This is a genomic window from Rhizobium sp. WCS2018Hpa-16, from assembly GCF_031843705.1.
Classification (GTDB): Bacteria; Pseudomonadota; Alphaproteobacteria; order Rhizobiales; family Rhizobiaceae; genus Agrobacterium; species Agrobacterium tumefaciens_C.
In genome coordinates this window covers 227,119-253,312 of record NZ_JAVTIX010000008.1, presented here as the reverse complement: position 1 = coordinate 253,312, position 26,194 = coordinate 227,119, and the positions used below count along the sequence as shown (strand labels likewise).

The 26,194-nt window shown below is 52.8% G+C and carries 26 protein-coding genes, 3 pseudogenes and 1 other annotated feature; of the genes and pseudogenes, 25 read left to right on the top strand and 4 right to left on the bottom strand.

From position 1 onward, the window contains the following. The first annotated feature begins 1,132 nt into the window (after positions 1 to 1,132). The 14 genes and pseudogenes from RQI55_RS20700 (at position 1,133) to RQI55_RS20640 (ending at position 13,168) form a co-directional block, all read left to right on the top strand. Positions 1,133 to 2,296, top strand: a complete 1,164-nt coding sequence (locus RQI55_RS20700; RefSeq protein WP_311273456.1) for an ABC transporter substrate-binding protein — start codon at positions 1,133 to 1,135, stop codon at positions 2,294 to 2,296. Positions 2,297 to 2,920: 624 nt separating this feature from the next. After that, a complete protein-coding gene (locus tag RQI55_RS20695; RefSeq protein ID WP_311273455.1) occupies positions 2,921 to 3,241 on the top strand; it encodes a 2Fe-2S iron-sulfur cluster-binding protein in 321 nt (106 codons plus the stop codon). 18 nt (positions 3,242 to 3,259) lie between these two features. After that, positions 3,260 to 4,504, top strand: coding sequence for an FAD-dependent oxidoreductase (locus RQI55_RS20690; protein WP_311273454.1), 1,245 nt, complete (start codon positions 3,260 to 3,262; stop codon positions 4,502 to 4,504). 168 nt (positions 4,505 to 4,672) lie between these two features. Continuing rightward, positions 4,673 to 6,001 (top strand): aromatic ring-hydroxylating dioxygenase subunit alpha, encoded by a 1,329-nt coding sequence (locus tag RQI55_RS20685; protein WP_311273453.1) that lies wholly within the window; start codon positions 4,673 to 4,675, stop codon positions 5,999 to 6,001. After that, positions 5,998 to 6,531: an aromatic-ring-hydroxylating dioxygenase subunit beta gene (locus RQI55_RS20680; protein ID WP_311273452.1), complete on the top strand. Its 534-nt coding sequence runs from the start codon at positions 5,998 to 6,000 to the stop codon at positions 6,529 to 6,531. The genes RQI55_RS20685 and RQI55_RS20680 overlap by 4 nt, the downstream gene beginning before the upstream one ends. Beyond that, entirely contained in the window at positions 6,531 to 7,139 is a 609-nt protein-coding gene (locus RQI55_RS20675) for an isochorismatase family cysteine hydrolase (RefSeq protein ID WP_311273451.1), read from the top strand. The genes RQI55_RS20680 and RQI55_RS20675 overlap by 1 nt, the downstream gene beginning before the upstream one ends. Beyond that, positions 7,136 to 7,933 carry a glucose 1-dehydrogenase gene (locus RQI55_RS20670; RefSeq protein WP_311273450.1) on the top strand — a complete coding sequence of 266 codons (798 nt, stop codon included), beginning with the start codon at positions 7,136 to 7,138 and terminating at the stop codon, positions 7,931 to 7,933. Before RQI55_RS20675 ends, RQI55_RS20670 begins: the two co-directional genes overlap by 4 nt. After that, the gene (locus tag RQI55_RS20665) at positions 7,926 to 9,008 is read left to right on the top strand and encodes a MarR family winged helix-turn-helix transcriptional regulator (protein ID WP_311273449.1); all 1,083 of its coding nucleotides are present in this window, start codon (positions 7,926 to 7,928) and stop codon (positions 9,006 to 9,008) included. Before RQI55_RS20670 ends, RQI55_RS20665 begins: the two co-directional genes overlap by 8 nt. A 210-nt stretch (positions 9,009 to 9,218) precedes the next feature. Further along, the gene (locus RQI55_RS20660; protein ID WP_311273448.1) at positions 9,219 to 10,142 is read left to right on the top strand and encodes a branched-chain amino acid ABC transporter permease; all 924 of its coding nucleotides are present in this window, start codon (positions 9,219 to 9,221) and stop codon (positions 10,140 to 10,142) included. 2 nt (positions 10,143 to 10,144) lie between these two features. Continuing rightward, on the top strand, positions 10,145 to 11,131 hold the full coding sequence (locus RQI55_RS20655) for a branched-chain amino acid ABC transporter permease (RefSeq protein ID WP_311273447.1): 987 nt from the start codon (positions 10,145 to 10,147) through the stop codon (positions 11,129 to 11,131). Positions 11,132 to 11,195: 64 nt separating this feature from the next. Continuing rightward, positions 11,196 to 11,642 (top strand): annotated as a pseudogene (locus tag RQI55_RS24285) (ATP-binding cassette domain-containing protein); the annotation flags it as partial. Further along, positions 11,628 to 11,876, top strand: a complete 249-nt coding sequence (locus RQI55_RS24280) for a hypothetical protein (RefSeq protein WP_409233758.1) — start codon at positions 11,628 to 11,630, stop codon at positions 11,874 to 11,876. The pseudogene RQI55_RS24285 and the gene RQI55_RS24280, both read left to right, overlap by 15 nt. A gap of 4 nt (positions 11,877 to 11,880) precedes the next feature. Continuing rightward, on the top strand, positions 11,881 to 12,579 hold the full coding sequence (locus tag RQI55_RS20645) for an ABC transporter ATP-binding protein (RefSeq protein WP_311273445.1): 699 nt from the start codon (positions 11,881 to 11,883) through the stop codon (positions 12,577 to 12,579). A 397-nt stretch (positions 12,580 to 12,976) separates the two neighbouring features. Further along, positions 12,977 to 13,168 carry a transposase gene (locus RQI55_RS20640; protein WP_311273444.1) on the top strand — a complete coding sequence of 64 codons (192 nt, stop codon included), beginning with the start codon at positions 12,977 to 12,979 and terminating at the stop codon, positions 13,166 to 13,168. Between the two features lie 203 nt (positions 13,169 to 13,371). On the opposite strand, the gene tnpB is transcribed toward RQI55_RS20640, so the two are convergent. From tnpB to RQI55_RS20625, 3 genes and pseudogenes are all read right to left on the bottom strand, one after another. Further along, entirely contained in the window at positions 13,372 to 13,719 is a 348-nt protein-coding gene (tnpB, locus tag RQI55_RS20635) for an IS66 family insertion sequence element accessory protein TnpB (RefSeq protein WP_311273443.1), read from the bottom strand. After that, positions 13,716 to 14,078, bottom strand: coding sequence for an IS66-like element accessory protein TnpA (tnpA, locus tag RQI55_RS20630; RefSeq protein WP_311273442.1), 363 nt, complete (start codon positions 14,076 to 14,078; stop codon positions 13,716 to 13,718). The genes tnpB and tnpA overlap by 4 nt, the downstream gene beginning before the upstream one ends. 101 nt (positions 14,079 to 14,179) lie before the next feature. Next, positions 14,180 to 14,847, bottom strand: a pseudogene (locus RQI55_RS20625) (IS3 family transposase); the annotation flags it as partial. Further along, positions 14,465 to 14,579, bottom strand: a sequence feature (AL1L pseudoknot). Its footprint overlaps the pseudogene before it by 115 nt. Positions 14,848 to 14,942: 95 nt before the next feature. Between RQI55_RS20625 and RQI55_RS20620 the strand changes: the two are divergent. Next, positions 14,943 to 15,032 (top strand): annotated as a pseudogene (locus tag RQI55_RS20620) (transposase); the annotation flags it as partial. Between the two features lie 257 nt (positions 15,033 to 15,289). Here the strand turns inward: RQI55_RS20620 and RQI55_RS20615 are convergent. Beyond that, positions 15,290 to 16,123, bottom strand: a complete 834-nt coding sequence (locus tag RQI55_RS20615) for a GntR family transcriptional regulator (RefSeq protein WP_311273441.1) — start codon at positions 16,121 to 16,123, stop codon at positions 15,290 to 15,292. A 168-nt stretch (positions 16,124 to 16,291) separates the two neighbouring features. Between RQI55_RS20615 and RQI55_RS20610 the strand changes: the two genes are divergently transcribed. From RQI55_RS20610 to RQI55_RS20565, 10 genes are all read left to right on the top strand, one after another. Then, on the top strand, positions 16,292 to 16,699 hold the full coding sequence (locus tag RQI55_RS20610; RefSeq protein ID WP_311273440.1) for a cupin domain-containing protein: 408 nt from the start codon (positions 16,292 to 16,294) through the stop codon (positions 16,697 to 16,699). Further along, positions 16,699 to 17,763 (top strand): Ldh family oxidoreductase, encoded by a 1,065-nt coding sequence (locus RQI55_RS20605; RefSeq protein ID WP_311273439.1) that lies wholly within the window; start codon positions 16,699 to 16,701, stop codon positions 17,761 to 17,763. Before RQI55_RS20610 ends, RQI55_RS20605 begins: the two co-directional genes overlap by 1 nt. A gap of 7 nt (positions 17,764 to 17,770) precedes the next feature. Then, a complete protein-coding gene (locus tag RQI55_RS20600; RefSeq protein ID WP_311273438.1) occupies positions 17,771 to 18,172 on the top strand; it encodes a RidA family protein in 402 nt (133 codons plus the stop codon). 2 nt (positions 18,173 to 18,174) lie between these two features. Then, positions 18,175 to 19,077, top strand: a complete 903-nt coding sequence (locus RQI55_RS20595; protein ID WP_311273437.1) for a fumarylacetoacetate hydrolase family protein — start codon at positions 18,175 to 18,177, stop codon at positions 19,075 to 19,077. Then, on the top strand, positions 19,077 to 19,817 hold the full coding sequence (locus RQI55_RS20590) for an SDR family oxidoreductase (RefSeq protein WP_311273436.1): 741 nt from the start codon (positions 19,077 to 19,079) through the stop codon (positions 19,815 to 19,817). The genes RQI55_RS20595 and RQI55_RS20590 overlap by 1 nt, the downstream gene beginning before the upstream one ends. 14 nt (positions 19,818 to 19,831) lie before the next feature. Next, positions 19,832 to 21,388, top strand: a complete 1,557-nt coding sequence (locus RQI55_RS20585) for an FAD-dependent monooxygenase (protein ID WP_311273435.1) — start codon at positions 19,832 to 19,834, stop codon at positions 21,386 to 21,388. Beyond that, a complete protein-coding gene (locus RQI55_RS20580) occupies positions 21,385 to 22,371 on the top strand; it encodes an amidohydrolase family protein (RefSeq protein WP_311273434.1) in 987 nt (328 codons plus the stop codon). The genes RQI55_RS20585 and RQI55_RS20580 overlap by 4 nt, the downstream gene beginning before the upstream one ends. Further along, complete coding sequence (locus RQI55_RS20575; protein WP_311273433.1) at positions 22,368 to 22,682, top strand: hypothetical protein; 315 nt, start codon at positions 22,368 to 22,370, stop codon at positions 22,680 to 22,682. The genes RQI55_RS20580 and RQI55_RS20575 overlap by 4 nt, the downstream gene beginning before the upstream one ends. A gap of 1,067 nt (positions 22,683 to 23,749) precedes the next feature. Beyond that, entirely contained in the window at positions 23,750 to 24,769 is a 1,020-nt protein-coding gene (locus RQI55_RS20570) for an AraC family transcriptional regulator (RefSeq protein ID WP_311273432.1), read from the top strand. Between the two features lie 327 nt (positions 24,770 to 25,096). Continuing rightward, complete coding sequence (locus RQI55_RS20565) at positions 25,097 to 26,167, top strand: alpha/beta hydrolase fold domain-containing protein (RefSeq protein ID WP_311273431.1); 1,071 nt, start codon at positions 25,097 to 25,099, stop codon at positions 26,165 to 26,167. The last annotated feature ends 27 nt before the right edge of the window (positions 26,168 to 26,194 follow it).

The following is a 26,194-nucleotide window of genomic DNA, read 5'->3' as shown; positions in this document are numbered from 1 at the left end:
ACCCAAAACCGCTGGAGCGAACTCAAAACTGGATAAAACTTGGGGGCAACGTCAGCTGCACTAACTGAAAAGCAAAAAAAATTATGACCTGTAAGCATCAGCGGAGGGCCGTCGCTTGAACACTTGAAAAGGAATGCACCTTTGCAATAATTTTCAATTTCCTGCGCTCTACATCTACTTAGTAGGGACAGCCGCGGATGCGCGGCTGTCCTGACGTTTAGCCAAAATACTTTCAGAAAACGGTGTGAATTCTTTCTTCGATCAAAATATCTGACTGATAAGCAGCATGGTTGCATCGTTGCTTGAATGCCGATCACCAGTGCACGTACAATCCTGAGGCTGATTGATTGCCCCTAAACTGGCGACAGGCAGATGGATGGCTGCAGTTTCGCGGTATGGATTCCCGGGATTTTCTCCCCCGAGACGTAGCCGTTCTTGGCAATGCTGCCGTCCAGAAAAGCAATCTGGCCGAAAACCCCGTGAAGGCAAAAAGAGCGAGGCTGCCATTCCTGCTGCGCGACAGTCCAAGTCCCAATCCCACCGAAACGGCCTTCAACTTCGAGATGAGCGCTTCTATAAAGCTTGCTGCGTCCACACGCGTTTCAGTTAACGTAACAAGAAAAATATACAAGGATAGAAATATATGTTGACTTCCACGTACCTATGGTGAAATTATCTTTAAAGCACCGGTCGGAGGAACAGCCGATGAAAAGAAAATGGGAACGCGAACGATTTTCAGACGATTTTCGGCGAGCTTTCGCTGGCAGCACCAACGGTCACTTCGACTGTTGGCGCGCGAATTTAACGACGTTCTTTCCATTAGGATGTTAGTCGCATAGGCATAGAAAGCCTAACAGAAGATATCACGAATATGAGATCTTATCTCCACTACCGAAAATTTCAGAGCACAACATTAAATAATCAATCTCGAGAATAGCCACTGATTGCAGTCAGGGGTACCGCACTCGTGTGTGGCCACGCTCCCTGCTTTGGCGGTGAGCCTTTCTAACTTCTTCATCCTGAAGTTGGACGAGACCGGGCCCGCTTAGGGTACCGGAATGGGAAGCTGCGCGCCGCGGAGGCCGCTGAAATAACAAGAACTAAATCATCTGTAAATTACAAGGGGAAACTCATGCTAAAATCATCAATTCTGCCATTTATCGCAGCGCTCACGGTGAGCGGGACGGCCGTCGCTGAGGACCAGGTTAAGGTAGGCATGGTGCTGACGCTGTCTGGACCTCCTGCTGCGCTCGGTCAGCAGATCCGCAACGGCTTTGAATTGGCTCTTCGTGACCTTGGCGGTAAGCTTGGTGGACTACCCACCGAGGTGATCATTCAAGATGACGAGTTAAAGCCAGATATTGCAGTGACCAAAGCGCAAGCCCTCGTGCAGCGAGATGACGTTCAATTCGTAGTAGGCCCGGTTTTCTCAAATATTCTTCAGGCTGTCATTAAGCCTGTCACAGACTCGGGCGCGTTTCTGTTCAGCCCTAATCCAGGCACGTCCGATTTTGCGGGCGCGAAATGCAATCCCAATTTTTTCGTGATGTCGATCCAAAACGATCAGGGTGCTGAGGCGGTTGGGGAATACGCAAAGCGCGAGAAGATCGGGAAAGTCATAGCGCTTGCGCCCAACTATCAAGCTGGACGTGACATGATCGCGGGCTTCAAGAATGCGTTCAAGGAAGAGCTGGTTGACGAGATCTTCGTCCCATTGAACCAGCTCGACTATTCAGCCGAAGTGACACGCATAGCGGCACTGGAACCGGAGGCTGTTTTCGCCTTTATGCCGGGCGGCATGGGGATCAACTTTCTGAAGCAGTTCGACCAGGCGGGCCTGAAGGACAAGGTAAAGGTGCTTTCTGTTTTTTCCGCAGATGAAGTCAATATGCTGGCGCAGCGCGACGCTGCATTGGGTGTTCTTTCCGGGAGCAACTGGGCGCCGACCCTTGATAATCCTGCCAACCGCAAGTTCGTCGACGCATATATCGCGAAGTATAACGCTGTTCCTGCGACCTACGCCGCCTTTGCCTATGATAGCGCAATGCTGATCGACGCTGCGATTCGTTCGACGGGTGGTAATCTGAGTGACAAGGATGCGCTCAGGGCGGCTATAAAGAGCGCAGACTTCAAGTCCGTACGGGGGGCGTTCAGGTTCAACAACAACCATTATCCGATCCAGAACGTTTATATCACGGAAGTTCAGAAGCGCGCCGATGGGCTGTACCAGTCTGCCGTCAAGGATACTGTGTTCGAGAACAACGCAGACCGTTATGCGGAACTATGTAAAATGTAGTCATCTGGTTGCTGGCTGACGAAGGTCGAGCTTAAACCGTCGATGGATACCTGTGACGGTATTCGCTGTAGATATCGAGATTTTCAGCGAATGCCGTTCCCATATTTCGACGTCAGACATCACTGAAGATACCGCTCTTGATGTATGACGGGCTGTTGCAGTGTGCGATTGCCGCGGCTGTTCAGGAAAAATATATAACCACCTAATTATAGGTTGACTTCCACATAACTATGATGAAATGATCGTAATAATAAAAATCGGAGGGAGAACGCCGATGAGTGGAACACAAAAAAATACCCCGACTCTTGATGCTGCTGCAAACCGCATGAAGTATCGTATACGCAGCTACTCTGACTGTCGGTTTTCTTTGTAAGGTCGGGCTTTTATTGCTTGTGCCATGAATAGTAAGCGCGACAACGGTTTCACCGGATCGGTGGGACGACGCAGAGTTTGTCGCGTGCTGAAAACATCACATACTTGAAATGTTGAAAATAGTGACCGGAAATCCGTGACGGGTGTTGTGGGTTCGGTTGTCCAGCTTTGGCGGGTTTGCTTGCGCACTCGCGATGGCACAATCATGTCCTGCTGGGCCTACAGTAACGACGAACGATAGAGACCGCTGAAATGCTGAAGCTGACTGTTACGGATCGATCGGGACAAGAACACGAGCTCGAAGGAGAGCGGCTCGTCAATCTCAGTCTCATGGAAGTCATAAGAGATAGCGGAGTTGAGCAGATTCTGGCGATTTGCGGTGGATGCTGTTCCTGCTCGACCTGTCACGTCTACATCGATGAGTCCGACTGGGACAGATTGCCTCCCATGACCGATGACGAGAGTGACCTGCTGGAATTTTCCGACAGTCGCACCCGGCTTTCCCGGCTCTCGTGCCAGATCAGGGTGCGGGATGAAATGAATGGCTTGAAGGTAACGGTCGCACCCGAATGACAAGAGGATTAACCAGGCATGCTTGACTATGTGAAAACACGATATGACGTGCTCATCGTCGGTGCGGGCCATGCGGGTGCGCAAGCCGCAATATCGCTTCGGCAGTATAAATTCGAAGGTTCGATCGCCATTATTGGAGACGAGCCGGAGCTGCCATACGAACGGCCTCCTCTCTCCAAGGATTACCTCTCTAGAGAGAAGACATTCGAGCGACTTCTCTTGCGCCCGGCACAGTTCTGGCAAGAGCGTGACATCACGATGCTGACCGGAAGGGAAGTTGACATGGTCGATCCTTCCGACATGAAGGTTATTTCTGATGATGGCAGCGTTATATCATACGGCAGTCTCATCTGGGCGACAGGCGGACGGCCGCGACGCCTGAGATGCTCGGGTCGCGACCTTGCAGGTGTGCACAGCGTGCGTACCCGTGCAGATGTCGACACGATACAGGCTGAACTGGCCAGCGTCACGCAGGTCGCCGTTATCGGTGGCGGTTATATCGGGCTCGAGGCCGCGGCAGTTCTGTCCAAGCTTGGCAAGACGATAACGGTTCTGGAAGCGCAAGACAGAGTGCTTGCCCGTGTGGCGGGTCCTGCCATTTCCCGTTTCTACGAGGCCTGCCATCGGGCCCATGGAGTGGATATCCGACTTGGCGCTTTGGTCGATTCGATCGAAGGCACTGACGGTAAGGCATCGGGTGTGCGCCTTGCCACGGGCGAAGTCATCCCTTGCCAAATGGTTATCGTGGGGATCGGGATCACGCCGTCCATTGATGCGCTGATCTCTGCAGGAGTAAGTTATCAGGCGGGAAATGGTGTGGTCATCGACGAATTCTGTCGCACCTCCATGCCCGACATCTATGCGATAGGCGATTGCGCGCTCCACAAGAACTCCTATGCGGATGGAGCAGAGATCAGACTGGAATCGGTCCAGAATGCCAATGACACGGCGGCAACCGCTGCAAAGTCGATCATTGGAGCACCGGAGCCTTATCGGGCTGTTCCATGGTTCTGGTCCAATCAGTACGACCTTCGCCTTCAGACGATTGGTTTGTCGACAGGTTACGACCAGGAGGTGGTGCGCGGCGACCCGGCGTCCCGCTCCTTTTCCACGGTGTATCTGAAGAAGGGGCGCGTCATCGCACTCGATTGTGTGAATGCAACCAGGGACTACGTTCAGGGGAAGCGTCTCGTAGAGGCCGGAATCCATGCCAGCGAAAGCGTTCTGGCGGATCCTGCAACGGTTTTGAAGGATCTGACCTAGATGTCGCGTGCAAACGCGCCGTCTTTCACAAGGCTCACGTTCGGACGGATGCCCGGAGATATATCTGATCACGAACTGCCGTCACTCGGAGACGAGAACACGTATCCCGTCATTTCTATCAGGCTATAACAGGAGGTCTTTATGCAGACAGAATCATTTGAGACGCGGTTGAACGACCTTGTCCATCCGGATCATGTTCATCAGGACGTCTACACGGATCCGGAAATCTTCGAACTCGAGATGGAACGGATTTTCGGACGCGCATGGGTTTATATCGGCCATGAAAGCCAGGTTCCCAACCCAGGTGATTACTGGACGACGCTGATCGGTCGAGACGCGGTCGTTATGGTCAGGGACAAGACCGGCAAAGTCAACGTCTTGCACAACAGGTGTCCGCATAAAGGTGCAAAAGTCGTGAGCGAAGGGTGCGGCAACGCCGGCCCGATCTTCCGCTGCCCTTATCACGCTTGGACGTTCAAGCTCGATGGCTCACTGATGGGTGTTCCGCACCGCAGCTGGTACGACGGAACCGGATTTGATCCCAAGGGTGGTGAGTTCTCGATGCAATCGGTTGCAAGAGTTGATTCCCATCGTGGTTTCATCTTTGCAAGCGTGAGCAAAATCGGGCCTGATCTCAAGACATTCCTGGGTGGTACTGTCACGACCCTCGACAACTTTGCCGACCGCGCTCCAGAAGGATATGTTATCGTCAGTGGTGGCGTGCAGCGCGTCTGGCAGGAGAGCAACTGGAAGCTCTTCCTCGAAAACATGAATGATACGGCACATGCCCCAGCCACGCATGAATCCTCCTGGGCCGCGGCAAAGCAAACGGCAAAAAGTCGCTTTGACGGCGAATCTCCGTTCCAGCTTCACATCATAGAAGGCAACGGGGAACCAAACGCATTCTGGGAGGCGCTCGATTTTCGCTGCTATGACTACGGTCACAGTTACTTCGATGCGATCTTCAACGCGCCGAGCGACCGGATTTCACTCGAATATCGCGAGCAACTCAACGCTGCTTACGGTGAGGAGCGGGCTGACAGCATTCAGAAGATCAATCGCCATAATACCGTGATTTATCCAAGTTGTTCGCCGCATGTCGGCTTCCAGCAAATGCGTGTCGTCAGGCCGATGGCGGTTAACCGGACGATGATCGAGTTCTTCACGTTCAGACTGGCCGGTACGACCGACGAGTTCTTCCAGCGCACGATCAACTATACCAACATCGTCAACTCGCCCTCGTCGCTTGTGATGGTCGATGACGTCGATCTCTATCGCCGGTGCCAAGAGGGAATGATGTCCGATGGAGGTAAATGGATAAGCCAGCATCGTAATTTTGGCAGGGACATTCAAGGCGATAACGAGATCATCGGCAAGGGCGTCACCGAACTTCCGATGCGCAATCAGTTCCGTGCGTGGCGCGAGTACATGGAGCAACCCCACGACGTTGGCTCGAAGCCCTCCGTTGTGGCTGAAGAACTGGGAGCCACGCTATGAGTGTGATCGAAAAGCAAAGTGCGTTACCGGACCTGACACCTGCAGTGACCCCGGAGTTCCAGCACGAGATCGAGCAATATCTCTACCGGGAAGCTTTTTTGCTGGACCATCGCGACTGGGCCGGGTGGGAGACGCTGTTTGCGGACGATGGCACCTATTGGGTGCCACTAGCCCACGACCAGCCTGATCCGCTCAACCACGCCTCACTTTTTTATGAGGATGCCATGATGCGTGAAGTGCGGCGTCGGCGGCTTGAGCATGTGAGAGCATGGTCACAATTGCCCGTTACCCGAACAGCGCGCATCATCGGCAATGTGCTCATTACCGCCGGTTCGCCAGACGAAGGTGAATTGACGGTCGTCTCGACATTCCAGCTAACGGAATGGCGCGCGCGGCGTGACCAACGCCAGCTTGCGGGACACTACACGCACTTTTTCATTCGCGTTGGAAACGCCTGGCGGATCAGACAGAAACGCGTTGACCTCATCAATTGCGACGCGGTTCACTATGCGCTGGAGGTTTTCATCTGATGAGATTCAAGTCGTTTGACACGAAGGCTGCATTGGTGGTTCTCCACTATCAAAACGATATTCTCCATCCTGAAGGCAAGATCAAGCTTGGCTTCGGGGACGGTGCTGCAGACAGAGATAAGGTTCTGGACGCCGCAGGCCGTCTAATACGGGGTGCCAGGGATGCTTCTGTTCCCGTGATTCACGTGAGAACTGCCCGCCCCGCGGCCTCTGGGACATTCATGGAAAATGCTCCGATATTTCGCAACGTTGTCGCCGCCGGAGCGGTCATCGAAGGAGATTGGGGGGCGGAGTTCTTTGAGGGACTGGGTCCTGTTGCCGGCGAAATCGTCGTCGTCCACAATCGTGTCAACGGCTTTTACGATTCGACACTTGAAATGCGCCTTCGCGGGCTTGGTGCAACGCACTTGGTTCTGGCTGGCGTCGCAACCAACTCATGCGTGGAACACACTGCCCGGCATGCTGCAGATATGGGATACGCGGTGACGGTTGCGCAGGATGCCTGCTCCGCGTCGCGTCCCGATGTTCATCAGGCCGCGCTTTTCAACATTGGGCTTATTGGTTCTGTTGCGTCTGTCGACGCAATCGTAGAGGTGAAATTTCAATGATCAGTTTGTCTGGCCGCACCTTTATTGTCACCGGGGCAACGCAAGGACTTGGCGCTGATATCGCCAAACGGTTCGTCGAGGCCGACGCAAATGTCGTTGTTGTTGGGAGGGGACGGGAAAAAGGAAAAGAAATCGAGAATCGTCTGGGTGCGCGCGCTTTTTTCGTAGAAGCCGATCTCTCGGACGACGAGGCGATCCAGTCCTGTATCGAGAACACCATTGCCCGTTTTGGCGGCATCGACGGCCTCATCAATAACGCATGCATCTATGACGATCCCGGATTGGAAGCAAGTCGGGAACAATGGCACCGATTGCTGGATATAAATCTTATCGGCGCGGCGATCTTCAGCGCGCGGGTGGCAAAAATGATGATGGAAAAAGGCGGCGTCATCATCAATATTGGAAGCATAGGCGGCAAGGCGGGTGCGGCCAACAGGATGCTCTATCCTGCGTCCAAGGCGGCACTGCTTCAGATCACGAAAAACCTCGCGGTTACGCTTGCGCCAGGCAACATCAGAGTGCTTTCGGTGTCTCCTGCAGTCACCTGGTCACCCAGTGTTCAGGCAGCCACTGGAACGCTGGAGATCGCCGATCGAAGAGGCGCTCCGCTTCACCCGCTCGGCCGTATCGGTCGGGGCAGCGAGGTCGCAGATGCGGTCCTTTTTGCCTGTTCCGATATGGCGTCGTTCATGACAGGTACAGATATCGCGGTGGATGGCGGCTATATGTCTGTTGGGCCAGATCAGGGTCTGGGTCCAAGACCTTGGATAGGTGGGACAGCAGCACGTGGGTAAAGTTTGCCATTCAATTGCAGTTGGAAGTGAGGTCACCAACCCCTTGATCGTTAGCCGAGCAATCGGAAGGTCAGCGCAAAACTTCGTCTGTAACCAGCGTGCCACGCATGCCACATTAGGAAATGCACGCGGAACCAGCGTGCTTGCAATAGATGTCCCTGTCTATGAAGCACCTTGGAATAAGGGTTGTTCCTATCGGAAACGTTTGGTGCTCCATATGCTCGTCTCGCGACTATCTTCACGGATGGATGCCGCACTCGATAGTGTGGCACTCGGTGATTTGAGAGCCGGTCGTGGCGCGGTACTGCTTGAAGAAAGAGCGCCATCGCCAACCATATTGCCGACCAACCCAGCAAGATCTGGGGATGGTTTTAGTAGCGAATCTGCATGTATTTTGGCAGAAAACAAAGTTGACAACGGTGGGGCAGGTCTTGGATTCATCGAAGCCTTGACCGCTACCATAAGCAAGAATAGGAAATCCGTTTTAACTGCATTTATCCCTGATGGGATGTGTGCTCAAGCAAATAATGGATATCCGCCCATGATACAGAAGGAAAAGAAGACGTCCGACCAGGAATTGTTTTCGTTGACCAACCATCCCTTTTTCCTTTTCAACTACGTCTTTTTATATCGAGGGCGCGAACTCAGCCGCGAACTCGCGAAGTATGATCTCGACTATCCGAGATGGCGCGTCCTTTCGGTGCTTAACGAGTATCCGAAGTGCACGATGCAAGTACTGGCAGATGCGGTCGGCGTTGATCGTACAAGTTTAACGCACACGGTTCGATTGATGGTCAATGCTCACCTCTTGTCCAAAGCATCGCGCCGCTCGGATAGGCGCAGTGTATCGCTTTCATTGACCGAGCAAGGCAGCGATAAGTTTAAGAAAGTACTTCCGATCATTGTAGACTATAATGAAAAATGTTTTGCTGATTTTTCAAAAGAAGAAACGGACCTTTTTATACAGTTCCTACGTAGAGTTATAGTAAATATTCAAAGTGGACCCGAAAGGACAAAAGAAAATCTGGATGCAGTCCAGGACAATATAATTTCGTCAATAATTGATGCAACGTAAAGGGGCGTCACTGTCTTAAAAATATAGATGTGTATTTAAAAAAGGCACATCCAACTTCGGCACTGATTTGCACTGCGCTCAAACTGAGATAACGCCAGCTTTTAGTAAGCAGCCGGGCGACAAGAGAAACTTCTAGCAAAGTCTGCCGAACCGGCACGACTTAAGTGTCAACTGCATCGAGTTGGAATGCAGGGAGGATAGGGGACAAACATGACTTTCTCGCTTCTTATGGTGCAGACCCTTAACGGGTTACAACTTGGCGTGCTCCTTTTCTTAATTGCCGCCGGCTTGACGCTTGTTTTTGGAGTTATGGACTTCATCAATCTGGCGCACGGCGTCCAATATATGCTTGGGGCTTATCTTGCTGTGATGTTCTACAGTGTAACGGGCAATTTTCTCTTTGCCATGCTGCTGGCGTTGGGAGCCTCACTACTGTTTGGTCTGGTTCTGGAAATCACCATTCTTCGATTTTTGTACGGCAGGAACCATCTTGACCACCTTATTGCGACATTCGGCATCATCCTGTTTCTAAACCAGGGGGTCAAGGCTCTGTGGGGTGCTTCCCCTTTAAGTCTACCTATACCCGAAACCTTTTCTGGTTCCGTTGCACTGATGCCAGGCCTTCTATATCCGGTATGGCGTCTGGTTATCATTGCTTCGGGCTTGGCTGTTGCAGGTATTCTCTATGTGTTGGTAACGCGTACTCGTATCGGCATGTTAGTGCGTGCCGGAGCGACCAACGCGGAAATGGTATCGGCGCTTGGTGTGGATATCAGGCAGCTTTTTATGATCGTGTTCGGTTTTGGGGCCATGCTCGCCGCCTTTGCCGGGATAATGATCGCGCCTATACTCTCGGTTGAGCCCGGCATGGGAGACACCATACTTATTCTCGCCTTCGTCGTGATCGTGATCGGAGGTGTGGGTTCCATTCGCGGCGCATTCATTGCGGCAATTTTGATTGGTGTTGTTGATACGCTTGGCCGTTCATTTGCAACGGACATATTACGACTGTTCATGTCGTCATCGACAGCTCGGACTGTCGGCCCCGCGATAGCTTCAATGCTAATTTATCTCCTGATGGCGGTCGTTCTTTACATTCGTCCATCAGGTTTGTTTCCAGCAAAGGGACGTTGAATATGGCACATTTAGCCTTGAACCTGAGCGATACTCCGCCAACTCAAAAACCTTCGCTTTTGCCGTTTGGTATATTCATTTGTCTTGCACTGGTACCATTCTCGACCCTGTTGGGTGGCGAAAGCTACCTTCTCGGTCTGGTAGTGCGTGTCATGATATTTGCGATCGCCGCGATGTCACTGGACCTTTTGGTGGGTTATGGCTCTCTTGTGTCCTTCGGTCATGCCGCGTTCATCGGAATTGGATCTTACACCGTCGGCATTTTCGGCGCGCATGGGGTCAGTGAGATCTTTGTCACGTTGCCTTCGGCACTGGCTTTGTCAGCTTTTTTCGCGTTGATTTCCGGTTTCGTATGCCTGCGAACGAAAGGCACCTATTTCATAATGATAACCTTAGCATTCGCGCAGATGTTATTTTTCATCGCCACCTCCCTTGCACCGTATGGTGGCGACGATGGGCTCACTGTCTATAGTCGCAGCACAATCGGTGGTGTTGATGTACTAGGAGATCAGAGCGTTTTCTATTATTTCGTATTCGGATGTCTGTTGCTCAGCTATTTGTTTTGCCATCGCCTGGTACGATCGCGCTTCGGACGCGTCTTCCGTGGTGCAAAAGAAAACGCAACGAGGATCTCGACGCTCGGTTTTGAAGTGTATCGTTTCCAACTCTTGGGATACGTCATTTCCGGGACGATCGCGGGCCTCGCGGGCTTTCTGCTTGCAAATGCGACCAATTTCGTCAGCCCGGCCTATATGTCCTGGCAGCGTTCGGGCGAACTTCTTCTTATGATTATCATTGGCGGCTCGGGTACTTTGAACGGCGCTATTCTTGGAAGTGCGACCTTTATACTTTTAGAAGAATGGCTTTCGGGTGTCACCGAGCACTGGAAGATGATCCTCGGACCAATTCTCGTGGTAATTGCGCTCGTTGTTCCAGGAGGACTTATTGGTATCGGCAAGGCGTTGAGAAGGAGATTTGCTCGTGACTGATCCTATTCTGGCAATCACCACGCTTAAGAAGAGCTTTGGCGGTCTGCGGGTCACCAACAACGTCTCTCTCGATATTCAACCGGGCGAAATCCACGCGCTAATCGGACCTAACGGCGCAGGCAAGAGCACGTTGATCCATCAGATATCTGGGCTCCTGAAACCTGATAGTGGAAGTATTGTTTTTTGCGGTCACGATGTCACTGGCGCTGAACCGTTTGCGCGCGCAGGGCGAGGTCTGGCGCGCACATTCCAAATCACCTCCATTATGCCTGCTTACACAGCACTGGAAAATGTCTCGCTCGCAGTGCAAGCGCGGACCGGCTCTAGTATGCGTTTCTTTGGCGATGTATCCGCGGAGACCGCTTTAGTTGAGCCCGCGATGGCAGCCTTGGCGGAAGTAGATCTTGTCAATCGTGCACACATAATTGCCTCGAACCTGTCCCATGGAGAGAGGCGGTCCTTGGAAGTGGCTATGGCGCTTGCTCTGCAACCAAAGATGCTTCTTCTCGATGAGCCGATGGCTGGAACCGGACCCGAGGAGACCGACAAGCTGGTTGCCCTGCTGAAACGCCTAAAGGGACGTTTCTCAATTCTGCTCGTGGAACACGATATGGAAGCAGTTTTTGCACTCGCTGATCGTGTTTCTGTTCTGATTTACGGTCGCATCTTGATCACAGGAACCCCGAATGAGATCCGCGGCAATCCTGAAGTGATTGCAGCCTATCTCGGCGATGAAATGGAGTAGCACAATGCTGAACGTTGAAGAACTTCAAGCAGGATATGGACCGGCGCGGGTGTTATTTGGTGTGTCGTTTTCAATTGGGAAAGGCGAGGTAGTAACATTGCTTGGCCGCAACGGGATGGGTAAGACCACAACGATAAAAACTATCATGGGTATATTGCCGGCGCAGGCTGGGAGGGTAACATTCGATAGAGAGTTGATGAGCGGTCATCCGTCCTATCGCATCGCTCAACGTGGCTTAGGACTGGTACCCGAAGGTCGACAAATCTTCTCCACTTTGACCGTTGAGGAGAACCTGATTGCAACAGCTGCTTCGAGGTTTGGCACCCCAGCTTGGACGCTTGATCGCGTTTATTCCTTTTTCCCGCGACTGAAAGAGCGTCGGTCGAATATGGGTAACCAGCTGTCTGGCGGAGAGCAGCAGATGCTGGCAATTGGTCGTGCGCTCATGACCAATCCGAAGCTTGTCATTCTGGATGAAGCCACCGAAGGTCTGGCCCCGCTGATAAGGCAAGAGATATGGGATTGTCTTGTGCGATTGAAGCAAGACGGTCAGTCAATTTTGTTGATTGATAAGCACCTAAAATCCCTTATGAAACTAGCGGATCGGCATGTGATTATTGAGAAGGGTCGCGTCGCTTGGCAAGGGACTTCTTTTGAACTAGCCGCCGATCCTTCCATTAAACAAAAATTCCTTCAAGCATGACATTACTCGTCGATTGGATCCAATGGCGGGAGTAGGAACATGCCCGACAACTGCGGCACAGCATCCTTGTCGTGCTTGTGACGGTGTAAGAAATCCGGCGAAGGCCGCAGTCAGGCCCCCCTATCACTCACGGTCTTGAGCGGCCAGTTCCACGGCACAAGTTACTTCAGCCTGTTGATCGGTGTGTCCGGAATGTTGGCGAGGACATCGAGAAGCTAGGCTTAGTGTTCAATGTCATTGAGCTTGGCACTTTATGCCGACCGCCGAACTATGCCGATTAATCAATTTTTTGCAAGCGTTTCCGTCATTCTAGCGTAAGCGGGAAGCTGACCCCATCTGGCGTAGTTAGATCGTACGGCTGTATTGCAGATAGACGATTCACAAACTGTGAGCTTCTATGTCTGCGCCTAGCTCTGGAACCAGAAACTTTCATATGATCGAGGCTGTCCCTGAGCGCCTGGAAGGCGCTCCAAGGCAGTTCCGCCGACGTTGGTCGGATGAATTCAAAGAACATGCTGTTGCAGAGGCGATGGAACCGGGTGCCAGTGTTTCAGCGATCGCACATCGCATAGGAATTCATCCATCGTAGCGCAAAATGTCGATTATGGAATCGCGCTTGGTAACTTCGGCGTCTTGTCGCTCGAGTTTCGCCGCCTGTTCAGCAACCAGTGCACGCAGTGCAGATAGCTCGTCCTGACCCTGTGGCGGCGTTGTTTCCATACCCAAAAATGTAACTGATTTGGCCCTTTAGCGCCAGCATTTTACCCTGACACCCCCTGCAAAATAACACTTTCAGCCCGTGCGATGAGGCGCTGAAGTCCATGTCGGTCGCCGCCAATCGATCCCCTCGACGAGCATCGACAACTGAGCCTGCGTCAGATGCACAACGCCATCGTTGGCCGCCGGCCATGGGAAGTATCCGCGTTCCAGAACCTTGTAAAACAGGCAAAACCCTTGGCCGTCCCACCACAAAAGCTTGATGCGGTCGGCGCGCCTGCCGCGGAACCCGAAGATCGCGCCAGAACCAGGCGCTTGCCTGATCACCCCCTCGACCAGTGCAGACAAACCGTCGATACCGCGACGCATGTCAGTCACTCCGCAAGCCAGGTAAACCTGCACATTCGCTGACGGCCCGATCATGCCGCCTCCACGCAAGCGACGAGCGGGCCGAGCAGTTTCAACTCGACGTCAACAGGAACCTTCAAACTCCGACCGTTTCGAAGCAAGATCTCGACGATCGCCGGCCTCGTTGCCGTGGTAGACGCCTGACTTACGCCAACCTCCTCCATGATTTCCACTGGAAGGAACACCGTCGGTCGATCAACATAGTTGAACGACTTCCGCCACAAGCGTATCTGGCCAGGATGAACGTCATGCCGACGCGCCACGTCACCAATGCGAGCACCCGGCTCATCAGCTTCCGCCAGTATCCTCAGCTTCGCCTCGTCCGACCAGCGCCGTCTGCGCTCAGTACCGGACATGATCTCCATGCGGGCCATGAAACCTCTTTGCTCTGGTATTAATGTCAGCACTAATGCTGGTTCTAATGCCAGAACATCGCCTGATTTGCCCGATCAGCAAAACAGCTCACCGGACGCTCACGATCAAGCGGGCTCGGGGCTGCCTTGTCCGAGAATGTCGTGCGGACCGGCTTTCCTCGAATAATTCCCTGCAGGCTCATCGACCTCATAAGCCGAGCGACCGTGCAGCGGGCGATGCCGTAGCCTTCTCGTTGCAACTGCCGCCAGACTTTACGCACGCCGTAGACCTGGAAGTTCTCATTGAACACCCGGCGTATCTCGATCTTCATGCCGATATCGCTGCGGGCGCGAACCGACAGGCGGTCCACATCCAGGCGCTTGGCGACGTTCTCGTAATAGGTTGATGGAGCAATCGGCAAAAGCCTGCAGATCGGCTCGACCCCGAACACGCTACGGTGTTCGTCAATGAACGAGATCATCGTTTGAAGGGGCGGTCGAGCTCCTCGCACACGACAGGCGAATGCTTGCATTCGCCGAAAGGGGCCATCGCGAAATAAGCAGACGCCTTGCGCAAAATCTCGTTGGCCTGACGAAGCTCGCGGTTCTCCCGCTCAAGAGCCTTCATCTTCTCGGCCACATCGCTCGGCAGACCTGCTTGTTTGCCGCTGTCGACTTCGGTCTTCTTTACCCATTCATGCAGCATGGCTGGCGAGCAGCCGATCTTGGCCGCGATTGATGAAACGGCAGCCCACCGTGACGGATGTTCTGCTTCATGATCCAAGACCATGCGGATGGCACACTCACGGACTTCGTTGTCTTGCTCATAGTGGCTCCACTCTCTCAGAAGTTGGAGCCTCCGGCAAACCCGGCGCGGTTCAATGGCGCGTCGAGGTGGATTCCAATGTCGTTGAGCGTTCCATGAAATCCATGGCTCTGACGAGAAAGAACTCATTGTTTGTAGGCAGCGCGCAGTTGCAGCACGAGTAGCCGTAAAATGGGCCGTGAGAGGCGAACTGGCGCCTTCAACTGATTGGGATATTGCTGCTGTCGGCAACATCACAGCTTAACTCTCAATCGTCCTACGCAGCTTTGTAGGTTCTATCATCTCTGACACCTTGTGTTATTTGTTCGTTGAAGTAACGGAATCGATGCCGTATGGATGGCTTCCACCCGCGCCGATACACAAATACCAGTCGGGTTGGTAAAACACTTCTAAATCCTCGGCGGCGCTACTGGATGAAGGTGCTGCGAAACGCATTCGGGGATGACTTTTGCAATTTAAGCAGTTTCTCGCGTAAAGCCAGAATATGTCTGTGCATGTGTGCCGCCGCTTCCTCCGCGTTTCCGGCAATGACAGCTTCAGCAATGTCGGCGTGCTGGCGATTTGTTGTGACGACGTTGATTGTTTGCCAAAGGTTTAGATACCAGAAACGCGTCGAGCGCTCGTGTAACTTGAGCGAAAAGTCACGCATCACCTCGTTGCCAGACAGTTCGGCTAGTTCGCGATGAAACCAACGGTCGTTGGCAGTAAAGGATGCAATATCCGGCGGGTTCTTACGGGCATCGGTGGCAGTGGCGATGGATTTAAGCTTCATCAGCGTTTCGGGGCTCGCTTCACCCGCCGCAACACGGCGTGCCGCGCCGCGCGCCAGTTCCGGCTCCACGGTCAGGCGAGAGTCAAGAATTTTTATAATCTCTGTCAGGCTGTCAGGCTGAACGATAATGCCTTTTCTTGGCAGGATCTCAACCATGCCTTCGTGCGCAAGCCGCTGAAGTGCTTGATGTACAGGCGTGCGCCCAAGTCCAAGCTGGGCGCAGATGGCTGCCTCGTTTAGATATTGTCCGGGAAGAAAGTGCAAGGTTATGATCTTTTCCTTGATGGCCTCATAGGCTTGAGTGAGCAATGGTGCCTTCTTTGCAACCCCTGACGCTGCGGTCGATGGCACGTCGTCTTGGGTAACCATTTTCCGTTTTTTACCAGCCATGTCATGTCCTGACGCGTTCGATGGGGGTGCTGAGATTGAGCGACCTATGTGATCTGCTTTGAGTTCATATTTCATCATTAATAGCACGAGAAAATTCCTCGTGAAATATCTGCAGCGTTTTATGAACGCAATGCCTTTTTGGCATCTTTTCTAGCGAGAAAATTCCGATTCTGCAAAAAAATGAACTTGCTATTTATATCAACTGAAATATCATAAGACATCTGATGTGATTTTTAGGTGTGATTGATGAGTTCGCTGTCTGACATTCAAAATGCCCTATCCCTGGAAGAGATCTTGATCCAAAGCAACGACATGGAATGGCGCGCCAAGTCTCTGAAAGGTGTGCACGAGAAAATGCTGTGGCGCGACGAGGTTACGGGCGCGTCTGTCGCTCTGATCAAATTTGAGAAGGGTGCGAGTATCCCGACACCCCACCTCCACGCTTCAAATCAGATGATGTTCTGCCTGTCCGGCCACTACGAGTACACCAAGACAGGCGTGGGCCTCAGGCCAGGCTCGTTCTACTGCAATCCCAAGGGGAGCGTGCACGGCCCGACTATTGCTCATGAGGATACGGTCGTGGTCGAAATTTATGATGGCCCCCATTATCCGGTTCGTCCGGAATGGTATGATAATGACGAGGATGCCCGCTAATGTCGGAGACTCGATACGATCAGATCTCCGCAGAAAAACTCGCCGCGGTCGTCTCTGCTATCTTCCAGGGTTGCGGGCTCGAAGCCGAAGCCTCCACCTTGGTGGGTGAAGATCTCGTTGCTGCAGACGTGGAGGGTGTGGCTTCCCACGGCGTCATGTTGGTGCCGATGTATGTCAAACGGTTGAAGGCTGGCTCGGTTTCGACGTCCTCCAGCGGGCGTGTTGTCGTAGATCAGGATGCCGTCGTTGTCCTTGATGCAGGAAACGTTCTGGGTCAATTGACCGCGCGTCAAGCAGTTGCTCTTGCCACAGAGCGTGCTGGTCGTTTCGGTCTCTCAGCTGTGGCGGTTCGCAACGCCTTCCACTTCGGAACCGCGGGCCGCTACGCCCGAATGATCGCCGACTGTGGTTGTATTGGTATCGTAATGTCGAATACTAGGCCGCTCATGCCTGCTCCGGGTGGTGCGCAGGCCCTAACCGGTAACAACCCTATCGCCATTGCAGCACCTGCTTCTGGCGAGTTTCACCCAGAAGTCGATATGGCCCTGAGCGCCGTCGCCATGGGCAAAATCCGCAATGCAGCAACGGCTGGTGCGACCATCCCCAAAGGCTGGGCGGTCGATAAGGAAGGGGCGGCAACGACTGATCCGCTGAAGGCCATCGAGGGCATGCTGCTTCCCGCGGCCGGGCCGAAAGGTTTTGGCCTTGCATTCATGGTCGACCTTATTTCCGGCGGGCTGTCCGGCGGCTCGATCGGTGCAGAGGTTAATCCACTCTACGGAAGCGCGGACAAGCCCTATAGCTGCTCAAATTTCTTCATCGCCATCAATGTTGCCCATTTTGTCACGAGCGACCAGTTCGGTGCGAAGGCTGCCTCCGAAATTGGGCGCGTCAATGCGTCCAAGCGCGCACCTGGCGTACATCGCATCTATGCCCCTGGGGAACTAGCCTACGCCGCAAGGCATGACGCAAGAGGGACGGCCAAGGTTGCAATTAGTGCCATCCAAGGATTGATCGAGGTCGGCAATGCCGTCGGCGTCGATGTAGTAAGCTTACTCAAGTGAGGGTCATATGAAACAGCAAATTACAAGCGACAAACTCGCAAAGCCGAACGGCCATTTTTCTCAGGCTACCACGATCGAAGCCAAAGGAAAGCTCGTTTTTATTTCCGGAATGACTGCCCGCACAGCGGACGGAAGCGTAGCCGGGGTAGGCAATATTGAGGTTCAGACAAGGCAGGTCTGTGAGAATCTGAAAGCCGCTGCAGAGGCCTCTGGAGGCTCCCTCGACGATGTCGTCAGAGTCGACGTTTATGTCCGCAACATCGAACATTTTGCTACTATTCACAAAGTGCGGGCAGAGTATTTCAAGGCGCCTGTACCTGCTTCGACGATGGTTGAGGTTGCAAAGATGGTCAATCATGAATATTTGATTGAGATCAGTGCCATAGCTGTAATCCCAGAGGCGAGCTGATCATGCGCCTGGTAACGATTTTTCTAGCGAACAAGATACGTACTGGCGCTTTGGAGGGAAATCTCGTCAAGCTTTTCCCTTTAGAAGCAGGAGACATGGTCGATTTGATAAAGCGTGGGCAGGCAGAGATCCAGATGCTTATTGATGCCACCTCCGAACACGTCGCTCTCGCGGACGTAAAGCTGCTGTCCCCCATTCAACGCTTTAATCGCGACATCCTTTGCACTGGATGGAATTACTGGGACCACTTTAATGAGAGCAAAGGGAAACGCGAAGGTCAAGATGTCGACAGGCCAAGCGCTCCAACTTTTTTTACCAAAGGCCCGAACACAGTCATCGGGCCCTTTGATGATATCGGCCTTGACGCTCACATTTCTGCAAAGTGGGATTATGAGGCGGAAGTCGCCATCGTTATCGGAAAACGTTGCCGTTCGGTATCAAAGGCACAAGCCGAAGACTGCATTTTCGGTTATTTCCTGGCCAATGATGTCTCGCAACGTGATCTTCAGCGTCGTCATGGCGGTCAGTGGCTGAAGGGCAAAAGCATAGACAGGACAATGCCTCTGGGACCTTTCGTCGTCACTGGTGACGAGCTTGATATCGAGAACATAACCCTGGAGCTCACGCTCAATGGGGAGGTCATGCAAAAGGCCAAGTTGCGGCAGATGGCATTCCCGATCGCCGAGATCGTTGCAGAGCTGTCCTTTGGGATGACACTGGAAGTGGGTGACGTTATCATTACTGGTACTCCAGCGGGGATCGGCAACGCCCGAGAGCCTGCGATTTTTCTGAAAGAGGGCGACGAGATGATCGTCAAGGCGACTGGACTAGGTGAACTTCGCAACCGTGTTGTGAAGACTGATCTTCACGGCCAAAGCGATATTCCTTCGATGAGTAAAGCGTGATGAAAGTACGATTTGATGCAACGGGTGACGTCGTGGTCATCACAGGGGGAGCTAACGGCATAGGTCGAGCTCTAGCTTTGGCAGTAAGCGCTGCTGGCGGCAGGGCGGTCGTGTGCGATATGGATGAGAAGGCCCTGTCCGACCTTGCTGCCGAAGATGAGGCAATTGCGGTTCGTAAGCTTGATGTATCCGACAGGCAGGCAGTATTTTGCGTCTTTGGCGACATTGAGCGCGAATATGGGAGGATCGACGCGCTGGTCTGCGGTGCCGCCATCCAGCCTCGGACCGCAATTCATGATATGGCTCCGCAGGAGTGGCAAAAGGTCGTCGCTGTCAATCTCAATGGCGTCGTGTGGTGTTATCAAGCGGCCATTCTAGGAATGATCTCTCGGCGCAGAGGCTCTGTCCTTGCCTTCTCCTCTGGCCTTGCACACCAGGGCTGGGCGCAGGCAGCAGCGTACGCATCAACCAAAGCAGCGCTCATCGCTTTCCTAAAGAGTGCGGCGAAAGAGGTTGTGGAACATCGAGTTAGAGTTAATGTCGTTTGGCCGGGCGTGATCGATACCCCTCAATATCGGGCCGCCAATCCGGGTGAACAAAACGACAGTTGGAAGCAGACGCTCGGCGTCGGCTCGCCTTCAGACGTGGTCGGTCCGCTGATGTATCTTCTATCCGACGCTGCAACGATGACCGGATCGATCCTGAGCCGGGATATGGCATATTCTCGCGATAGCGATTGATTTTGGAGTGTCAAATGAAGCCTGTACTGGTCATCGGAGCAGGGCCTGTCGGCCTAATGACCGCGCTTGCTCTTCGGTTCTACAACGTCGGATTTAAATCCTTCGAAGAAGATTCATCGTTTTCTTCAGATACGAAGGCCGGGACGATCCTGACGAGGACGGTTGAAGCATTCCGGCGTTATGGTGTCGACAAGGCCGTGTTGTCGAAAGCTTTAAGGGTCGATGAAATAGGTGAAGTCGAACGATCCACCAATGCTCGCAGCGCATCGGTCAAGACAGAGGTGCTTCAGGAAGAGACCCGCTTCCCCTTTGTCCTTAACATCCCACAACATCACCTAGAGCCGATCCTTGCAGCTGGGCTGCAGGACATGCCAGAAGGTGTGGTTAATCTGAAGCACAAACTCCTCGACTTTCGTCAGGATGGCGATGGTGTCGTTGCTCGCTTCGAGACACCAGAAGGCATTAAGGAGGTCGAGGGGTCGTATCTGCTGGCTTGCGATGGTGGCCGCTCAACCGTTCGCACACAGCTCGGTATTGAAGTTGATGGTGTTTCGCTTGATGTTCGATACATGCTGGTCGACGTAAAGGTCGATCTCGATCAGGCCAATCCACGCGATTACCCCTATCTGGCCTATTTTTCAGATCCGCTTGAATGGATGATACTTGTGCGCCAGCCACATTGTTGGCGCTTTCTATTTCCGCTCGCTCCCGGTGTCGAAGAAGCGACACGAGAGGAGCTCGAAGCCAAAGTCAGGCATTTCGTTGGAGATGTAACCTCACTGGAGGTGCTCAATACTGTCATCTATCGCGTCCATCATCGTATCGCCACCCAATGGAGGCAGGATCGGGTTTTTCTTTTGGGGGATGCGGCTCACCTCATCACGCCAATGTGGGCACTTGGACTGAATACAGGCGTGCTCGACACTATCAATCTGCCTTGGCGGCTCGCATGGGTGCTGAGGGGCTGGGCCAGTCCGGAACTTTTGAACGGTTATGAGCGCGAGCAAAAGCCTCTTGCAGCCCACGGATCCGGTGAGATGGCCGAAGCGGCACGCAAGTTGATGAGCCGCGACGAGGACGGCCTGACAAAAGCCATGTCAGGAGACGACTGGGCCAACGCGATGACTCGCACGTTGCTTGGCGTTCGCATCGATCCGGAGGGGGGCGGGGATTGGTCAATCGTCAGAACCGGCCGCGAGCAATTCCGGGTTGGCGACCGTGTGCCAGACATGCCAGTCTTCAACGGGAGCGGAGAGCGGGTTTATCTTCACGACTTGTGCGACAACAGTTTTGTCGCACTGCATTTTACCGATGTTCGGCGTCGCCCCACTTTATCGGAAAGCTCGTTGAATGGCCTGAAGAGCTATGTCATTTCCCGTTGGGACGCTCCGCTCGATTCCGGTCTAAGAGAGAAGGCTCTGCTTGATATCGGGGGTCGGGTCCAGGATAGGTTTGGCATCGTTGAAGACACGATCGTGCTCCTTCGACCGGACGATCATGTTGCAGCGATCCTTCCACCGGGAACTGACATCAATGCCATCTACGATAAAATCCTGGGGGTATGCGCATGACCGGCACGATCAGACTGGACGTTCATGCGCATCTGATTCCTGTCGACACCGGCTTGCTTTCGAAAATGACGGATGTGTCTTTCGACGAAGTCGCACAAGCGATGACGATTGATGGGTACAAGGTTGGCATAAAGGAACTCTTCCGGCCCGATCTATTTGAAGGCTGGATGGACAAGAGTTCTGTAGGGCACGCTTTCCTTTCTTCACCGCCGCCTACCTATCGACAACATCTGCGCGGTGAAGAGGCTTATGGGTGGACGCGGTACTTGAATGATGGTCTGCAAAAGATCGCAGCCGGATCAAACAGAAGGATGAGTGTCCTTGTACACTTACCTAATCAGGATACCAAAATTGCACTTCGCGTAGCAAATGAGGCGATCGCCAGTGGAATTCGCCTCTTCTCCATGCCGACCGGGACCGGAGATGACCGGACGCTCGCGGACTCCGAATTTGCTCCTCTTTGGTACACTCTTAACAATGAAAGGTGTTTCGTCTTTCTCCACCCGGGCGAATGTTCAGATCGGCGACTGAAGCCTTTCTATCTCACTAATCTTATCGGCAATCCCTATGAGACGACGGTCACGCTCGCTCATCTGATGTTTTCAGGCGTTTTGGAGCGCTATACTGATCTTACCCTGTGTTTCGCTCATGGAGGCGGACTACTTCCAATGGCCATAGGGCGTCTTCAGCGCGGTTTCGACACGGGTCGCCCAGGTATTGACACGTCGCGGGCAGGGCCGATGCGCGTTCGCCCAAACGTCTACACGGATTGTATATGTCATTCGCAAGCGGCAGCAACCAATGCCGAAGCAACATTTGGACCGAACAATGTTGTGTTCGGATCTGACTGGCCGTTTCCGATGGGTCTCCTGGAGCCTCACGAGCAACTTGCAGATTTTGATGAGGCGCGTCGCAAAGCGTATTTTGATGCCAGTCCGAACTCTCTCCTTGCACGCCTTAATTTAGAAGGAATGATCTTATGACAAACACGATGCCTGATGGAACAAAGCTTGGTGCGGTGGGAGCCCAAATTATACTGGAGAACGACTCCGTCCGGGTGTGGACGTTAGTCTTGGCGCCGGGGGATGTTCAGTCGTGGCATCAGCACCAACTACCTTATTTGGTTGTGCCGCTGACAAAGGGGGAGAATGTGATGCGTTTCGCCAGCGGCCGAACCCGTACAACGGTAGAAACGGTTGGTGAAGCGATGTGGCGGGAGCCGGGAGAACCCCATGAACTTGAAAATACGTCCGACTGGACCTATTCCAATATCCTGATCGAACTGAAAAAATAGTCGGGATGAATGTCCGAATAATGTATGATTGTGTCCTCTACTAACTCCGCAACGATTCTCCAATCGAAATTCTCTCGTCGCTCCGTATATGCAGTTGGCCGCCATCGATGAGTGTTCGTTTCCGGGAATGTACAAAACTGAAGGCTCAAAATAAGGAGATGGGTCGGCAGCTTCGAGCCACTCACTACCAATGGGTTCGCGGAGACCGAGCGTTTTGCGGCTCGGTTTCAGGGGCTTAAAGTCTTTCATAGCAAAGGAGACGATGTTAAAGCTCGAGCACGGCAGAGGTCTCCGTCTTGTGTCTTCTAGCGGGCAATCCCTAGGAGTAGCTCTTCCCTTTGCCTGGGAGTTTTGTATTGCCGACCTACATCCCGACAACCGGAAGACTTCTCAAGAAGTTGCTGACAAGAATGAGCGAACGCCACCCATGTCTCTCTGTTGCGATGCCTAGCAGTACCATTGCGGTGCAACGGCGATGATTTAGTATGATAAACGTACCGCGGTCGCGCTACTGTCGATGATCTATACCCGGAGAGGAAGTTCTTGGCGACGATAGGGCTGACGAGCGTTCTATGTCGGTGCGTTTGTAAATTTTCGACGCACGTGGTGGGGTAGAGTCGTTCTCTGCCGTCGGATATGATTTCAAATATACACAGATGAGAGCTACGAAGGAGTTGACGGAGAAAGCGGCTGCTTCTCATACCGTCGCCATTTTCCGTGGTTGTCAAGAATTTTCCGTGAGAGCGGGACAGATGTTGCTCCACACACCGCATATCACTGGATCGACATATCGAGCCGACCAAGTTTCAACTTGCTGGTCTATTAAACTTACACAGTCGCGATACGCGCTTTCTTCGTTCGCGTAAACCCAGATGAACAGCCGGCTCCCCTCCGCTCACCACCACCGGTTCAACACCGTATCGCGCTTACCAAGCGTGTTGTCGCGCGTGAAATGGCAAATGATCCGAGGGAGACTAGAGACCATTGAAGGTTCCTGCGTAATACTTGCGAGATGGTGAACATACGACGAGCAATTGTGCTTTTCGAAATTGAACAGAGCGTACGACATGAATGATCTGTTATTCCAAATTCTTAAAGCCATGAGGGAAGTAAGGTATCAAATCTTCAGCAGCGAAGATTTTCATGAAGTGGCTCATCGTGTTTGCGTTGCTCTTAGTCGTCATCATATGGAGATCGCAGAGGGACAACTTCTCGATGCAGCCCTGCATGAAGTCGAAGTCGGTGGTTTGAGGCTTATTTATTTACGATATGGTGCCGACGTAAAAGTTGTTCCGCAAGCGGTTCCTGATCACGTGCTGTTTCAAGTCGTTTTACGAGGGACCATGACTCTTGAAGAGAACGGCCAGATATTTGAGGCTGGCGCAGGGTCAGGTATCATCATTGAGAATCTTGATCGATGTCGTCTGAGCTATTCGGCAGACTGCGAGCAATTGATAATCCCCGTGAAGAGGTGCATGCTTGCAATTGCCTCAGAAAGAATTGGAGGGAAATCGGTTCCTCGTTCGTTTGGATTTGCGCGTGTGTTCCCGCTCATCGGCGAGGACGACCCACTTGTGTCGCTACTCCACTACCTCCTTCAACAGTTTGCCAGGGACAAAAGGGTTCTTGATGCGTTGTCCGCGCCATTTGAAATCACCCTGGCCTATGAACTGGTGGCAGGCCACTCGTCAGTCACGTGTGAAGCGGTTCCCCCGGGTGCAGTGCCCGCATGTGTTTACGCTGCGGAGAGGTTTATGTCTGTCAATCTGCAGCGTGACATCGGTCTCGAAGAACTCGCAAAGCTAGTGGGGACGCCATCTCGGACACTATCCTATAGTTTTCAACGGTTTCGTAATAAAAGTCCCCTTCAGGCGTTACGAGAAAAACGTCTGGACAGAATCCGCGAGTTGCTTGTCACAAGCCAGGCAGCGTCAGTTACCGAAGTCGCACTGCAGTATCAATTCAACCATGTTGGACGGCTGGCGGCCTTTTATAAATTGCGATTTGGCGAAACGCCCAGCCAGACATTGCAAAGAGCGAGCCACGAAGCCGCGTGGCGACAGGCTTCTCAGCTGGCTGCTTCATAATCGGGCATTTCTTTTACCCGGTGAGACGCTTGTGTATTTCGGGGCTTGCGTTGAAAAAGGTTGTGCACCCTAAACCGGAAATGCTCGGATCATCGCTCAAACAATGTTGGTGTCGCGAGATGGGCACCTTCGAGCATTTGCGGGCTTCCTTGACGAGTTGGATCTGTTGTTTTCGGGATGATCGTGCCAAATCTGAATTTCGTTGCCAAAACTGGCCTGAATTTGCGATCGCTGACTTGCACACTTTTATCTGAAAAACGATGGTTCGACGATCATCATCACGCGTCTTCTCCACCGCGCCATCGAACGATATGAAAGATTTTTATTATGAGACTGTCACCAAAGACAATAAAGCTGCCGAGCGCACTTCTGCTTTTTATGACGTTTGGTGTAGCATTCTCATCTGCCGAGGACGGCGGCGACAGCGTCACGTTCAAAGCAGACGGCACCACCCATATACAAAATCTCGATGTCCCAATTCCCAACACGATTAGTGATCAAGCGAAAGCAATGATCAAAGCAAGAAATGGTATGACGGACCCAACGCGAGGGTTCACTGCGCCTATCAGCGAAATACGAGCGTTCCTTCGCCCGATTCAAGATAGTGCGACAGCTTTCCTTCTTAAAAAATTCCCATCCAAGATTGAAAAGCAGGTAATATCGGGTGTGCCTGTGACTCTCATAACGCCCGAAAAGCTCGCGCCAAATGCAGACAAGAGCATCCTCATCAACGTCCATGCCGGTGCATTCATGTTGAATCAGGGGCTTATCACTGAAGCGATTCCAATCGCAGCCTTGAGTGGCATCCCAGTGCTCGCTGTGGATTATCGCCTAGCACCAGAGTATCCCTATCCAGCAGCAGTGGATGATGCAGTTGCGGTCTATCAGGAGGTTCTTAAAACCTATTCCGCAAAGAATATTGCGATCTATGGTTCTTCATCAGGCTCGGTCCTTTCTGCGCAAACCGTTGTAAAGGCACGGCAACTCGGCTTGCCGGTTCCCGGCGCGGTTGGCTTCTTTTCGGGAACGGCTGATTTCGCAAATGCAGGCGATTCAGAAGCCATCTTTGGCCTAAAGGGGTTTACGCCGCACGTCACATCTCCAGCGGATCAGGCAAAGCCTTTTCTGGGAAACGCGGACCTCAAAGACCCGATCTTGTCGCCTACTTATTCGGATCTCAAGGGCTTCCCTCCCACTTTGGCGATGACTGGGACGCGTGATTTCTTCCTAAGTGGCACCAGCAATTTTCACAGGGCTCTGCTAGACGCTGGCGTTAATGCACAGTTGGTGGTGTTTGATGCAATGCCTCACATTCATTGGGAAGACCCAACCCTTCCGGAGAGCGAAGAGGCTTGGAAGCTACAGGCCAATTTTCTTCGGGATCATATCATGAAGTAACGACCGTTTAATCGTTGCTTTTTACTT